This window comes from Aeromonas sp. QDB68, assembly GCF_027707405.1.
GTDB lineage: Bacteria > Pseudomonadota > Gammaproteobacteria > Enterobacterales > Aeromonadaceae > Aeromonas > Aeromonas caviae.
Map to the genome: position 1 here is coordinate 1 of NZ_JAPCIQ010000095.1, position 13,779 is coordinate 13,779.

Below are 13,779 nucleotides of genomic sequence, written 5' to 3' on the forward strand. Positions count from 1 at the left end.
CGAAACCCAACAAGGAGTTTCGGATTCTTACACAGCCTGAGGATCGGTCAATGGATCCTTAACTGATCGGCATTAGGTCAATGACCGCCTTTGTAACAAACCATGACAGATCGGGCTCAGCGCTGGTCGAGGGGCACGAATTCGCGCAGGGGCTGACCGGTGTAGAGCTGACGGGGACGGCCGATCTTCTGATCCGGGTCCGAGTGCATCTCGTTCCAGTGGGCAATCCAGCCGATGGTACGGGAGATGGCGAAGATCACGGTGAACATGGACATGGGGATGCCGATGGCCTTCATGATGATGCCGGAGTAGAAGTCCACGTTCGGGTAGAGCTTCTTCTCGATGAAGTAGGGGTCGGACAGCGCGATGCGTTCCAGCTCCATGGCCACGTCCAGCAGCGGATCCTTGATCTGCAGCTCGGTCAGTACCTCGTGGCAGGTTTCGCGCATCACGGTGGCACGGGGATCGTGGTTCTTGTAAACCCGGTGACCGAAGCCCATCAGACGGAACGGATCGTTCTTGTCTTTGGCGCGGCCGATGTACTCGGGGATGCGATCCACGGAGCCAATCTCTTCGAGCATCTTGAGGCAGGCTTCGTTGGCACCACCGTGGGCCGGGCCCCACAGGGAGGCGATCCCTGCGGCGATACAGGCAAACGGGTTGGCACCGGAAGAACCGGCCAGACGCACGGTGGAGGTGGAGGCGTTTTGCTCATGATCCGCATGCAGGGTGAAGATGCGGTCCATGGCGCGCTCGACGATGGGGTTGACCTTGTACTCTTCGGTCGGCACGCCAAACATCATGTGCAGGAAGTTGCCTGCATAGGAGAGGGCGTTGCGCGGTTGCATGAAGGGCTGGCCGATGGAGTACTTGTAACACATGGCGGCCAGGGTCGGCATCTTGGAGAGCAGACGGAAGGCACAGATCTCGCGATGCTCCTCGTTGTTGATGTCGAGGGCGTCGTGATAGAAGGCGGACAGCGCGCTGACCACGCCGCACATAACGGCCATGGGGTGGGCGTCGCGGCGGAAGCCGCGGAAGAAGAAGGCGATCTGCTCGTGCACCATGGTGTGGCGGGTGACCAGACGTTCAAATTCCGCATATTGGGTCTTGGTGGGGGCCTCGCCGTACAGCAGGATGTAGCAGACTTCGAGGTAGCTGGCCTGGGTGGCCAACTGGGCGATGGGGTAACCGCGGTGCAGCAAGACGCCCTGGTCGCCATCGATGTAGGTGATGGAAGATTTGCAAGAACCGGTGGCCATGAAGCCGGGGTCGAAGGTGAAATATCCTTGCGTGCCCAGCTTTCTGACATCGATCACATCGGGTCCAACGGTACCGGAGAGGATCGGCAGTTCAACCGGCTCTTTTCCGGGCAGATGTAGGGTGGCTATCTTATCAGCCATAGCACGTCTCCTTTGCTCTTTTATAATTTGGTTCCAGCCCTACTTTATTACGACTGTTATGACGCTGGCAAAGGTTCTTACCCGTACCACGGCGGCTGGAGCGCCTTATTTGAACCAGAGAACCATGTCTTTGTCAATTTTGCTGGATGATCATTAATGACTTGTTAAAGCTGTTGTGAGATCTGGTTTACGGTTTTGGATTTTCTGTGTAGCTATTTGATTGTCATTGGTTAAGGCCGCCGATATACTGCGCCACGTGGGTGATGGTCGTCGGTGTTTGAAACGCTTTCGCAAAGCCAGATGTGATATCGAAAATGTTATTTTTGGCTTTCCTGAGTTGTTTTGGTAACAAAAACCTAACAAATGCCACTCCTCGCCCTCAAAGCGTGTGAAAACAATAACTAACGTGCTCAATGGAGCTGAGTGGGCAAAGCCGTGAAAAACAAACAGAGACCTGTAAACCTCAACCTACAGACGATCAGCTTTCCTGTCACCGCCATCGCTTCCATCTTGCATCGTGTCTCAGGGGTCATCACCTTTGTGGCATTGGCCATCTTGCTGTGGATGCTTGGTACTTCACTCGCCTCTCCCGAAGGATTTGAATCGGTTGTTGCCATCATGGACAACTTCCTGGTCAAGTTCGTGCTGTGGGGGATCCTGACCGCGCTGGCTTACCACATCGTGGGCGGTCTGCGGCACCTGGTCATGGACATGGGCTATTGGGAAGAGCTGGAATCCGGTAATCAGAGTGCCCGTGTGGCCTTCGTGATCACCGCGGTTTTGGCGGTATTGGCGGGGGTACTGGTATGGTAACCAATTCTGCAACTTTCGGGCGCAGCGGTGTTCATGATTACATCCTGATCCGCGCCACCGCCCTCATCATGACGTGCTACGTCCTCTATCTGGTTGGCTTTGTCGCGTTCAACGACATCACCTACGAGGTGTGGACCGGCTTCTTCTCCAACACCTTCACCAAGGTCTTCACCCTGCTGACGCTCGTATGCGTCTTGATCCACGCCTGGATCGGTCTATGGCAGGTGCTGACCGACTATATAAAGCCGGTCGGACTGCGCGGTGCGCTGCAGTTTGTGCTGGTGGTGGTGCTGTTTGTCTATGTGATGACGGGTTTCGTCGTGCTGTGGGGTGTGTAAGGTGACTATTCCAACTCGTGAATTTGATGCGGTCGTGATCGGTGCCGGTGGCGCCGGTATGCGCGCCGCGCTGCAGATTGCCCAGTCCGGCAAGAGCTGCGCCCTGTTATCCAAGGTTTTCCCGACCCGTTCCCACACGGTCTCCGCCCAGGGCGGGATCACGGTCGCCCTGGGCAATGCCCACGACGACAACTGGCAGTGGCACATGTATGACACCGTCAAGGGCTCCGATTACATCGGTGATCAGGAAGCCATCGAATACATGTGCAAGACCGGCCCCGAGGCCATCTATGAGCTGGAGAACATGGGCTTGCCTTTCTCCCGCTTTGATAACGGTACCGTCTACCAGCGTCCGTTCGGCGGTCAGTCCAAGAACTTCGGCGGCGAGCAGGCTGCCCGCACTGCGGCGGCAGCCGACCGTACCGGTCACGCCCTGCTGCACACCCTGTATCAACAAAACGTCAAGAACAAGACCACCGTCTTCTCCGAGTGGTATGCCCTGGATCTGGTGAAGAACCAGGATGGTCATATCGTCGGCTGTACCGCCATCGACATGGAGAGCGGTGAAGTCGTCTACTTCAAGGCCAAGGCCACCGTGCTCGCCACCGGCGGCGCCGGTCGCATCTACCAGTCCACCACCAACGCACACATCAACACCGGTGACGGCGTCGGCATGGCGCTGCGCGCCGGGGTCGGCGTGCAGGACATGGAGTTCTGGCAGTTCCACCCCACCGGTATCGCCGGGGCAGGGGTACTGGTGACCGAAGGTTGCCGTGGTGAAGGCGGCTACCTGCTGAACAAGGACGGCGAGCGCTTCATGGAGCGTTATGCGCCGAACGCCAAGGACCTGGCCGGTCGCGACGTGGTGGCCCGTTCCATCATGATCGAGATCCGCGAAGGCCGTGGCTGCGACGGTCCCTGGGGCCCGCACATCAAGCTCAAGCTGGATCACCTCGGCAAAGAGGTACTGGAATCCCGTCTGCCGGGTATCTGCGAGCTTTCTCGCACCTTCGCCCACGTGGATCCGGTCAAAGAGCCCATCCCCATCATCCCGACCTGCCACTACATGATGGGCGGCGTGCCGACCAGCGTGAACGGCCAGTGCCTGACCCAGGACAAGGATGGCAACGACGTGCCGGTGGTCGGTCTGTTCGCGGTAGGCGAGATCGCCTGCGTCTCCGTGCACGGTGCCAACCGTCTGGGTGGCAACTCCCTGCTGGATCTGGTGGTGTTCGGTCGTGCTGCCGGCATGCACCTGGTGGAGACCCTTGGCTCGATGGAGCACGGCGCGGAAGCCACCGACGCCGACATCGCCAAGGCGCTGGAGCGCTTCAACCGCTGGGAAAACAACCGTGACGGGGAAGACCCGGCCCAGATCCGCAAGGACCTGCAGCGCTGCATGCAGAACAACTTCTCCGTGTTCCGGGAAGGGGATGCCATGGCAGAAGGGCTGGCCGAGCTGAAACTCATCCGCGAGCGTCTCAAGAACGCCCGTCTGGACGACACCTCCAAGGAGTTCAATACCCAGCGCATTGAGTGCCTGGAGCTGGACAACCTGATGGAGACCGCCTATGCCACCGCGGTGGCGGCGAACTTCCGTACCGAGAGTCGTGGCGCCCACAGCCGCTTCGACTTCCCGGAGCGTGACGATGAGAGCTGGCTGTGCCACAGCCTCTATCATCCGGACACCGAGTCCATGACCCGTCGCGCTGTCAACATGTCACCCAAGACCCGTGAGGCGTTCCCGCCCAAGGTCCGGACTTACTGATTGCGGAGCCAAGCACAATGAACGTCACATTCTCTGTCTACAGATACAATCCGGACGTTGATAACGTCCCGTATATGAAGGATTATCGTCTTGATATTCCTGAAGGTTCCGACATGATGGTGCTCGACGCACTGATCCAGCTCAAGGAGCTGGATCCCACGCTCGCCTTCCGCCGCTCCTGCCGCGAAGGGGTCTGTGGATCTGACGGTCTCAACATGAATGGCAAGAACGGTCTGGCCTGCATCACACCGCTCTCCGATCTCTTGAAGAAGGGCAGCAAGGTCGTCATTCGACCCTTGCCCGGTCTGCCGGTGATCCGGGATCTGGTGATCGACATGACCCAGTTCTACACCCAGTGGGAGAAGGTCAAACCCTTCCTCATCAACGACGAAAAACTGCCGCCCGTGCGTGAGCACCTGCAATCCCCCGAAGAGCGCGCCAAGCTGGATGGCCTGTACGAGTGCATACTCTGTGCCTGCTGCTCCACCTCTTGCCCCTCCTTCTGGTGGAACCCGGACAAGTTCATCGGTCCGGCCGGCCTGCTCGCCGCCTATCGCTGGCTGGCGGACAGCCGCGACACTGCGGCCAGTGAGCGACTGGGCAACCTGGATGACGCCTTCAGCGTGTTCCGCTGCCACGGCATCATGAACTGCGTGAACGTCTGTCCCAAGGGCTTGAACCCGACCAAGGCCATCGGTCAGATCAAGTCGATGTTGCTCAATCGGGCCGTGTAGTACCAGGGCCAGGGCGCCTTGCGCCGGGCCCGACCTCTGGATAGCCATCCCGCCCCGGGATGGCTATGACCCTACAAGCTGCAGTGCAGCGAACAAGATGTACAAGGGATAGAAATGCATAACGGCGTGATGAAGGCCTGGTTGGAGTCATCTCACCTGGCTGGTGCGAATGCAAGCTACATTGAGGATTTGTACGAATCCTTCCTGGAAAACCCCGACTCCGTTGCCGACGAATGGCGCAGCCTGTTCCAGTCGCTGCCCCAGGTCAACGGACATGCAGTAGAACAACCCCACTCCCAGGTTCGCGACTATTTCCGCCGCCTGGCCAAGGACTCCTCCCGTTACAGCGCTCCCGTCTCCGATCCCCAGGTGGATGCCAAACAGGTTCGCGTACTGCAACTGATCAACGCCTTCCGCTTCCGCGGTCACCAGAACGCCAACCTGGACCCCCTGGGTCTGTGGCAGCGCGAGCCGGTCGCCGAGCTGGACCCGGCCTTCCACAACCTGCAAGGTGCAGACATGGAGGCCACCTTCAATGTGGGCTCCTACGCCATCGGTCGCGAGACCATGGTGCTCTCCGATCTGTATGCCTCGCTGAAGAAAACCTATTGCGGCAGCATCGGCGCCGACTACATGCACCTCACCTCCACCGAGGAGAAGCGCTGGCTGCAAGACAGGCTGGAATCCATCGAAGGGAAGGGCAACTATACCCTTGAAGAGAAGACTCGCTTCCTCGAGAGCCTGACCGCCGCCGAAGGGCTGGAAAAATACCTGGGTGCCAAGTTCCCGGGGGCCAAGCGTTTCTCCCTGGAAGGGGGCGATGCCATGGTGCCCATGCTCAAAGAGCTTATTCGCCGCGCCGGTGAGCAGGGTTGCAAGGAAGCCGTCATCGGTATGGCCCACCGCGGTCGCCTCAACGTGCTCATCAACGTACTGGGCAAGCGCGCTCAGGACCTGTTCGACGAGTTCGCCGGCAAGCACGGCGAATCCTGGGGCACAGGGGACGTGAAGTACCACATGGGCTTCTCCTCCGACTTCGCCACCCCGGGCGGCAACGTCCACCTGGCGCTCGCCTTCAACCCGTCGCACCTCGAGATCGTCAACCCCGTGGTCATCGGCTCCGTGCGTGCCCGTATGGACCGCCGCGGTGACAAGGACGGCTCCAGCGTCCTGCCCATCACCATCCACGGTGACTCCGCCATCGCGGGGCAGGGGGTCGTTGCCGAGACCTTCAACATGTCCCAGACCCGTGCCTATGGCGTGGGCGGCACGGTGCGCATCGTCATCAACAACCAGGTGGGCTTCACCACCTCCTATATCCGTGACCTGCGCTCCACCGAATATTGCACCGACATCGCCAAGGCGGTGCAGGCCCCTGTGCTGCACGTCAACGGGGATGACCCGGAAGCCGTGGTGCTGGTGACCCAGATTGCCCTGGATTACCGCAACACCTTCAAGCGCGACGTGGTGATCGAGCTGGTCTGCTACCGTCGTCACGGCCACAACGAGGCTGACGAGCCGAGCGCGACCCAGCCCCTGATGTATCAGAAGATCAAGCAGCACCCGACCCCGCGCAAGATCTACGCCGATCAGCTGATCGCCGAAGGAGCCATCGCGCCGGAGCTGGCCACCACGCTAGTCAACGACTATCGCGACACCCTGGATCGGGGCGAGCGGGTGAGCAAGGAGTGGCGCCCCATGGAGCTGCACTCCGTGGACTGGACGCCGTATCTGGGTCACGACTGGGCCATGGCCTATGACAGCACTGTGCCCATGGATCATCTGAAGGCCCTGGGTGAGCGCATCAGCCAGTACCCGGCCACCCATGTGCTGCAACGCCAGGTCGAGAAGATCTACGAAGACCGTCGCCTGATGGCCGCCGGTGAGAAGCTGGTGGACTGGGGCTTTGCCGAGACTCTGGCCTACGCCACCCTGGTGGACAAGGGCTCCCGCATTCGCTTCACCGGGGAAGACTCCGGGCGTGGTACCTTCTTCCATCGCCACGCCGTGCTGCACAGCCAGACCGATGCCAGCACCTACACCCCGCTGTGCAACCTGCATGACGAGCAGGGTCCGTTTGAAGTCTATGACTCCGTGCTGACCGAAAACGCGGTATTGGCGTTCGAGTATGGCTACGCCAGCGCGGAACCGGCCGGCCTCACCATTTGGGAAGCCCAGTTCGGTGACTTCGCCAACTGCGCCCAGGTGGTGGTGGATCAGTTCCTCTCCTCCGGCGAGCAGAAGTGGGGCCGGATGTGCGGCCTGACCATGCTGCTGCCCCACGGTTACGAGGGTCAGGGCCCGGAGCACTCTTCCGCCCGTCTGGAGCGTTACCTGCAGATGTGCGCTCAGCACAACATGCAGGTGTGCGTGCCCTCCACCCCGGCGCAGGTGTTCCACATGCTGCGTCGCCAGGTGGTGCGCCCGATGCGCCGTCCGCTTATCGTGATGACGCCCAAATCCCTGCTGCGCCACCCGCTGGCGGTGAGCAAGCTCGAAGAGCTGGCAGAGGGCACCTTCCAGAACGCCATCGGCGAAATCGATGCGCTGGATCCCAAAGGCGTCAAGCGCGTGGTCTTCTGCTCCGGCAAGGTCTACTACGACCTGCTCGATGCCCGTCGCAAGGCCGAGCAGCAGGACGTGGCCCTGGTACGGATCGAGCAGCTCTACCCCTTCCCGGAAGAGGAAGTGCGCGCCATCCTGGCCGACTATGCCCACGTCACCGACTTCGTCTGGTGTCAGGAAGAGCCGCAGAACCAGGGCGCCTGGTACAGCACCCGTCATCACTACGACAGCGTGCTGCCAAGCCATGCCCGTCTGCGTTATGCCGGTCGCCCGGCGTCGGCTTCACCGGCCGTCGGTTACATGTCCGTCCACGCCAAGCAGCAAAAAGCCCTGGTGGAAGACGCCCTTACCCTGGAATAACGAGTTGTGGATGAGAGGGCCCGTGTCGGGACCCTCTCTGACCTGGAACAAGCCTGCTGGCCAAGAAGTAACAAGGAACTGATTACATGACTATCGAGATCAAGGTACCGGACCTGCCGGAATCAGTGGCGGATGCCACCATCGCGACCTGGCACAAGAAACCGGGTGATCTGGTTGCCCGTGACGAAGTGCTGGTTGACATCGAAACCGATAAAGTCGTGCTGGAAGTGCCCGCGCCGGAAGCCGGCGTACTGGGCGACATCCTGCAGAGCGAAGGGGCGACCGTGCTCTCCCGCCAGCTGATCGCCATGCTCAAGCCGGCCCCCGTTGCCGGTGAAGCGACCAGCGAGAAGCCGGTGGAAGCCGTGGCCGATGACGCTGCCGATGGCCTGAGCCCCTCCGTGCGCCGCATGGTGGCCGAGCACGACATCGACGTCGCCAAGCTGACCGGCACCGGCAAGGGTGGTCGTGTCACCAAGGAAGACGTGGAAGCCTTCATCAAGAATCTGGGCAAGGCTCCCGTGGCTGCGCCGACTGCTGCCGCTCCCGTGGCTGCCGCACCGGTTGCCCCGCTGGCCGGTCGCACCGAGAAGCGTGTGCCCATGACCCGTCTGCGCAAGCGCATCGCCGAGCGTCTGCTGGAGGCCAAGAACACCACCGCCATGCTGACCACTTTCAACGAGATCAACATGGCGCCCATCATGAAGCTGCGCAAGCAGTACGGCGAGATCTTCGAGAAGAAGCACGGCATCAAGCTCGGCTTCATGTCCTTCTATGTGAAGGCCGTGGTCGAATCCCTCAAGCGCTACCCGGAAGTGAACGCGGCGCTGGACGGTGACGACATCGTCTACCACAACTACTTCGATGTCAGCATCGCCGTCTCCACCCCCCGTGGTCTGGTGACCCCGGTGCTGCGTGACTGCGACAACATGAGCCTGGCCGATATCGAGAAGGCTATCAAAGACCTGGCCGGCAAGGGCCGTGACGGCAAGCTGACCGTGGATGAACTGACCGGCGGCAACTTCACCATCACCAACGGTGGCGTGTTCGGCTCCCTGATGTCCACCCCCATCATCAACCCGCCCCAGAGCGCCATTCTGGGCATGCACAAGATCCAGGACCGCCCCATGGCCGTCGACGGCAAGGTCGAGATCCTGCCGATGATGTACCTGGCACTCTCCTACGATCACCGCATCATCGACGGCCGCGAGTCAGTGGGCTTCCTGGTCTCCATCAAGGAGCTCCTGGAAGACCCGACCCGTCTGCTGCTGGATGTCTGAGCAAGCGTGACTGAAAGATAACGAGGGGCCGCCCAGGCCCCCATTCACAGGGGATTGAGAAACACGAGCCCCGGACGGAAATACCTACAACACGGATAGAGCATCTATGAATCTGCATGAATATCAGGCAAAACAGCTGTTTGCCGAGTATGGCCTGCCGGTCTCCGAAGGTTATGCCTGTGCCACCCCGCAGGAAGCGGCCGAAGCGGCCGACAAGATTGGCGGCAACACCTGGGTCGTCAAGTGCCAGGTCCACGCCGGTGGCCGCGGTAAAGCGGGCGGCGTCAAGCTGGCCAAGAGCAAGGACGAGATCCGTGCCTTCGCCCAGAACTGGCTCGGCAAGAACCTGGTGACCTATCAGACTGACGCCAACGGTCAGCCGGTCACCAAGATCCTGGTGGAATCTTGCACCGACATCGCCAAGGAGCTCTACCTGGGCGCCGTGGTTGACCGTGGTTCTCGCCGCGTGGTCTTCATGGCCTCTACCGAAGGTGGCGTGGAGATCGAGAAAGTCGCCCACGAAACCCCGGAACTCATTCACAAAGCCGCCATCGATCCGCTGGTAGGTCCGCAGCCTTATCAAGCCCGCGAGCTGGCCTTCAAACTGGGTCTGGTCGGCGATCAGATCAAGCAGTTCACCAAGATCTTCATGGGTCTGGGCCAGATGTTCCTGGACTGCGACTTCGCCCTGCTGGAAATCAACCCGCTGGTCATCACCGACAAGGGCAACCTGCACTGCCTGGACGGCAAGATCAACATCGACGCCAACGCCCTGTACCGCCAGCCGAAGCTGCGCGAGATGCATGACCCGTCCCAGGATGACCCCCGTGAAGCGCACGCCGCCCAGTGGGAGCTGAACTATGTGGCGCTCGATGGCAACATCGGCTGCATGGTCAACGGCGCCGGTCTGGCCATGGGTACCATGGACATCGTCAACCTGCACGGTGGTTCACCGGCCAACTTCCTGGACGTCGGCGGCGGCGCCACCAAGGAGCGGGTGACCGAGGCGTTCAAGATCATCCTCTCCGACAGCAAGGTACAAGCCGTGCTGGTCAACATCTTCGGCGGCATCGTGCGCTGCGACATGATCGCGGAAGGGATCATCGGCGCCGTCAAGGAAGTGGGGGTGAAAGTGCCCGTGGTGGTGCGTCTGGAAGGCAACAACGCCGAACTGGGTGCCCGTAAACTGGCCGACAGCGGCCTCAATATCATCGCCGCAACGAGTCTGACTGACGCAGCTCAGCAAGTGGTAAAAGCAGCGGAGGTCAAATAATGAGCGTTCTGATCAACAAAGACACCAAGGTGATCTGCCAGGGCTTTACCGGCGGTCAGGGCACTTTCCACTCCGAACAGGCCATTGCCTACGGTACCCAGATGGTCGGCGGCGTCTCCCCGGGCAAGGGCGGCACCACCCACCTGGGCCTGCCGGTGTTCAACACCGTCCGTGACGCCGTGGAAGCCACTGGCGCCACTGCCTCCGTCATCTATGTCCCGGCGCCGTTCTGCAAGGACGCCATCCTGGAAGCCATCGATGCCGGCATCAAGCTCATCGTCACCATCACCGAAGGCATCCCGACCCTGGACATGCTGGACGTCAAGGTGAAGTTGCAGGAAACCGGCGTGCGGATGATCGGCCCCAACTGCCCGGGCGTCATCACCCCGGGTGAGTGCAAGATCGGCATCATGCCGGGCCACATCCACAAGCCGGGCAAGGTGGGCATCGTCTCCCGCTCCGGCACCCTGACCTATGAAGCGGTCAAGCAGACCACGGACGAGGGCTTCGGCCAGTCCACCTGCGTCGGTATCGGTGGCGACCCCATCCCGGGCTCCAACTTCATCGACATCCTGGAGATGTTCCAGAACGATCCGCAGACCGAAGCCATCGTGATGATCGGCGAGATCGGCGGCAACGCCGAGGAAGACGCGGCAGCCTACATCAAGGCCCACGTCACCAAGCCGGTGGTCTCCTACATCGCGGGCGTCACCGCTCCGGCTGGCAAGCGCATGGGTCATGCTGGCGCCATCATCGCCGGTGGCAAAGGCACCGCGGCCGAGAAATTTGCCGCCCTGGAAGATGCCGGCGTGAAAACCGTGCGGTCGCTTGCCGATATCGGCAAGGCCCTGCGTGAAGTGACCGGCTGGTAATTTCTGTTAGCCCGTTACCTCTAATAAAAGGCCGCCCGATGGGCGGCTTTTTTATAGAAAATGCTTTTAATAAATGTGCAAAATAGTCAGCTCTTTTCACCTCTCGCTAAGCACTTAAGGTAACGTTAATGTTAACTTTAACTGTTCAACAAGAAGTGTTTACTGGATTGCTAAATTTGCTTAAGATATTGCATATTAATATTTTTCATTTCAAATATATATATACTTATACGCGAGGTAATAATGAATACTATAACATCCGTAAATATTAGAAATCTCTGGGGTAATCAAGATATTGATATTAGTTTTAATGACAAGACGAATTTCATAATTGGTGTTAACGGTACAGGTAAAACGACACTAATAAATTTACTTGCAGCAGTACTAACACTTGATTTTGAAAAATTATTAAGGATTGAGTTTGATAGTGTTGATATAAAATTGAAAGAAGTCGCTGGCTCTAAACGACCAAGTATTCGTGTATCCAAAGAGTCTAATTTTGACTATGGCACTATAACATATGAAATTAAAAAGGCAGCTAAAGAGCCACCAGTGATTATAAGTTGTGACTCGAGATTTGAACGCCTTTTTTTTGATATAAAAGATGCTAATCGCCAATATAAACGACGGCATCCTAATTATGATACACATAGTATGACTGAGATTAATATACTATTAAATGAGCTGATTAAAGTATCTTGGCTGTCTGTTAATCGAGCAGATAATGTCTACAACAGAGAACGAGATGTTGAGAAAAGAATTTCTTCTGCAATTGATCATAAAATAGTCGATCTGAATAATGAGCTAGTCAGGTATTTTTCACTACTATCTCAACAGTTTTCTGATCATACAATCGAGTTTCAGAAGAAAAGCTTCCTTGCCCTTATTAACAATGAGGGGGCAAATGCCATTTTTCAATTCTCAGCATCTATAGATATTGATAAAGAACGGAAAACCTTAATTGAGGTATTCGATGTATTAGGTGTTGAAAATAGATTCTACGTGAAAAAATTAAATGAGCATTTCCAACGATTGGATAAGGTTAGGCAAAAGGATAACCTAAAAGGAATTGTTGTAGATGATTTTGCAGTAATTTATAACTCTTGGCGAGTGCATACTCTAGTTGCAGACTATGAAATATTACAAGCCAAAAAGGCAAGTATTTTTAAACAAAGAGATAATTTCATTAGCTTACTGAACTCTATGTTTGGTGGAAGAAAAAAGTTCTCAGTATCTGATAAGAATGAATTAATAGTACATACAAAAGACAACAGAGGAATTGGCCTTGATGAATTGTCATCCGGCGAAAAACAATTGTTGATTATTCTTGGTGAAGCATTGTTGCAACATTCAAAATCCGTCATATATATAGCAGATGAACCTGAATTATCATTACATGTTATATGGCAAGAACAGTTAACAGGAGCAATTACAAAATTAAACCCTAATGCTCAGATTATTTTTGCGACCCATTCTCCTGATATCGTAGGTGTTAATCAAGATGCTATAATTGATATGGAGAAGATTGTTTTATGACATTTTCTCGGACAGCTAGCGGATTAAAAAACTATAATAAGTTTTATGATTCAGAAATTATAGTATATATAGAAGGTCGGTTGTTGCCACAAGACAACTCGCAAGTTGAAGTTGAAGACAAGGATATAGATAAAGTATTTGATGTCATTTTTTATACTGCATTGTTTAAAGTTTTTTCGCCGTTTAATAAAATTAAAATAAAGATTGTTGGTTGTAAGAAAAATGTTCTTGATTACCACGATTTAATATTAAGGAAAAGCATAGATAAATCTTATGCTGTTATCGATCGTGATTATGATGGGGTGTTGTTCTCACGTATTGTGACGAGTAAATTAATTGTTACTCATGGCTATAGTTGGGAAAATGATTTCTGGTCTCCTAAACTATGCGATGAAATAATAGAAGCTATTAGTTTGGATTATCAACAGGCCAGTGAGATTGTCAAGGAAAAATGTAGTCGCTCATTGGGTAGGCTATGCATAATTAATCGGGCTAATATTATTGCCCAGTATTTTGGTAATGGTTTGTTCCCTATTAGTAAAAAAGGGGGTGTAAATGGATTTAATTATGATGTAACTTCAAAATTCCCCATATCATTTAAAGAGGTTAAACGAATATTAGGGAAGGTGCGAATAAGCGGGGAAATTCTTCTCGGCTGACTCAGTCATTTCATTTCTTCATGTTTGAGCCGATTTTTTTCTCCCGTAAATGCCTTGAATCAGCCTATTTAGACCGTTTCTTCGCCATTTAAGGCGTTATCCCCAGTTTTTAGTGAGATCTCTCCCACTGACGTATCATTTGGTCCGCCCGAAACAGGTTGGCCAGCGTGAATAACAT

General features: G+C 56.2%; 11 protein-coding genes. 10 read left to right on the top strand and 1 reads right to left on the bottom strand.

Annotated features, from left to right (window positions below):
* Window positions 1-116 precede the first annotated feature (116 nt).
* Window positions 117-1,403 carry a citrate synthase gene (locus PG892_RS18840; protein WP_010674492.1) on the bottom strand — a complete coding sequence of 429 codons (1,287 nt, stop codon included), beginning with the start codon at window positions 1,401-1,403 and terminating at the stop codon, window positions 117-119.
* Between the two features lie 423 nt (window positions 1,404-1,826).
* Between PG892_RS18840 and sdhC the strand changes: the two genes are divergently transcribed.
* The 10 genes from sdhC to PG892_RS18890 all read left to right on the top strand — a co-directional run bounded on the left by sdhC (window position 1,827) and on the right by PG892_RS18890 (window position 13,601).
* Window positions 1,827-2,216 (top strand): succinate dehydrogenase cytochrome b556 subunit, encoded by a 390-nt coding sequence (sdhC, locus tag PG892_RS18845; protein WP_128343870.1) that lies wholly within the window; start codon window positions 1,827-1,829, stop codon window positions 2,214-2,216.
* Entirely contained in the window at window positions 2,210-2,554 is a 345-nt protein-coding gene (sdhD, locus tag PG892_RS18850) for a succinate dehydrogenase, hydrophobic membrane anchor protein (RefSeq protein WP_010674495.1), read from the top strand. The genes sdhC and sdhD overlap by 7 nt, the downstream gene beginning before the upstream one ends.
* A gap of 1 nt (window position 2,555) precedes the next feature.
* Window positions 2,556-4,322, top strand: a complete 1,767-nt coding sequence (sdhA, locus tag PG892_RS18855) for a succinate dehydrogenase flavoprotein subunit (protein ID WP_042015499.1) — start codon at window positions 2,556-2,558, stop codon at window positions 4,320-4,322.
* Window positions 4,323-4,339: 17 nt separating this feature from the next.
* Window positions 4,340-5,056, top strand: a complete 717-nt coding sequence (locus PG892_RS18860) for a succinate dehydrogenase iron-sulfur subunit (protein WP_010674497.1) — start codon at window positions 4,340-4,342, stop codon at window positions 5,054-5,056.
* Window positions 5,057-5,170: 114 nt separating this feature from the next.
* The gene (gene sucA / locus PG892_RS18865; RefSeq protein ID WP_039040079.1) at window positions 5,171-7,981 is read left to right on the top strand and encodes a 2-oxoglutarate dehydrogenase E1 component; all 2,811 of its coding nucleotides are present in this window, start codon (window positions 5,171-5,173) and stop codon (window positions 7,979-7,981) included.
* 86 nt (window positions 7,982-8,067) lie between these two features.
* Window positions 8,068-9,261 carry a 2-oxoglutarate dehydrogenase complex dihydrolipoyllysine-residue succinyltransferase gene (gene odhB, locus PG892_RS18870; protein WP_042863770.1) on the top strand — a complete coding sequence of 398 codons (1,194 nt, stop codon included), beginning with the start codon at window positions 8,068-8,070 and terminating at the stop codon, window positions 9,259-9,261.
* A 106-nt stretch (window positions 9,262-9,367) separates the two neighbouring features.
* Window positions 9,368-10,534 (top strand): ADP-forming succinate--CoA ligase subunit beta, encoded by a 1,167-nt coding sequence (gene sucC, locus PG892_RS18875; RefSeq protein WP_270825692.1) that lies wholly within the window; start codon window positions 9,368-9,370, stop codon window positions 10,532-10,534.
* Window positions 10,534-11,406, top strand: coding sequence for a succinate--CoA ligase subunit alpha (gene sucD / locus PG892_RS18880; RefSeq protein WP_005300222.1), 873 nt, complete (start codon window positions 10,534-10,536; stop codon window positions 11,404-11,406). The genes sucC and sucD overlap by 1 nt, the downstream gene beginning before the upstream one ends.
* Window positions 11,407-11,649: 243 nt before the next feature.
* On the top strand, window positions 11,650-12,942 hold the full coding sequence (locus PG892_RS18885; protein ID WP_128345782.1) for an AAA family ATPase: 1,293 nt from the start codon (window positions 11,650-11,652) through the stop codon (window positions 12,940-12,942).
* Window positions 12,939-13,601 (top strand): DUF4435 domain-containing protein, encoded by a 663-nt coding sequence (locus PG892_RS18890; RefSeq protein WP_270825693.1) that lies wholly within the window; start codon window positions 12,939-12,941, stop codon window positions 13,599-13,601. The genes PG892_RS18885 and PG892_RS18890 overlap by 4 nt, the downstream gene beginning before the upstream one ends.
* Window positions 13,602-13,779: the final 178 nt, after the last annotated feature.

Coding starts and splice junctions, on each gene's coding strand:
- PG892_RS18840 (WP_010674492.1), bottom strand. CDS start 1,403: ATGGCTGATAAGATAGCCACCCTACATCTGCCCGGAAAAGAGCCGGTT.
- sdhD (WP_010674495.1), top strand. CDS start 2,210: ATGGTAACCAATTCTGCAACTTTCGGGCGCAGCGGTGTTCATGATTAC.
- PG892_RS18860 (WP_010674497.1), top strand. CDS start 4,340: ATGAACGTCACATTCTCTGTCTACAGATACAATCCGGACGTTGATAAC.
- sucA (WP_039040079.1), top strand. CDS start 5,171: ATGCATAACGGCGTGATGAAGGCCTGGTTGGAGTCATCTCACCTGGCT.
- odhB (WP_042863770.1), top strand. CDS start 8,068: ATGACTATCGAGATCAAGGTACCGGACCTGCCGGAATCAGTGGCGGAT.
- sucC (WP_270825692.1), top strand. CDS start 9,368: ATGAATCTGCATGAATATCAGGCAAAACAGCTGTTTGCCGAGTATGGC.
- sucD (WP_005300222.1), top strand. CDS start 10,534: ATGAGCGTTCTGATCAACAAAGACACCAAGGTGATCTGCCAGGGCTTT.
- PG892_RS18885 (WP_128345782.1), top strand. CDS start 11,650: ATGAATACTATAACATCCGTAAATATTAGAAATCTCTGGGGTAATCAA.
- PG892_RS18890 (WP_270825693.1), top strand. CDS start 12,939: ATGACATTTTCTCGGACAGCTAGCGGATTAAAAAACTATAATAAGTTT.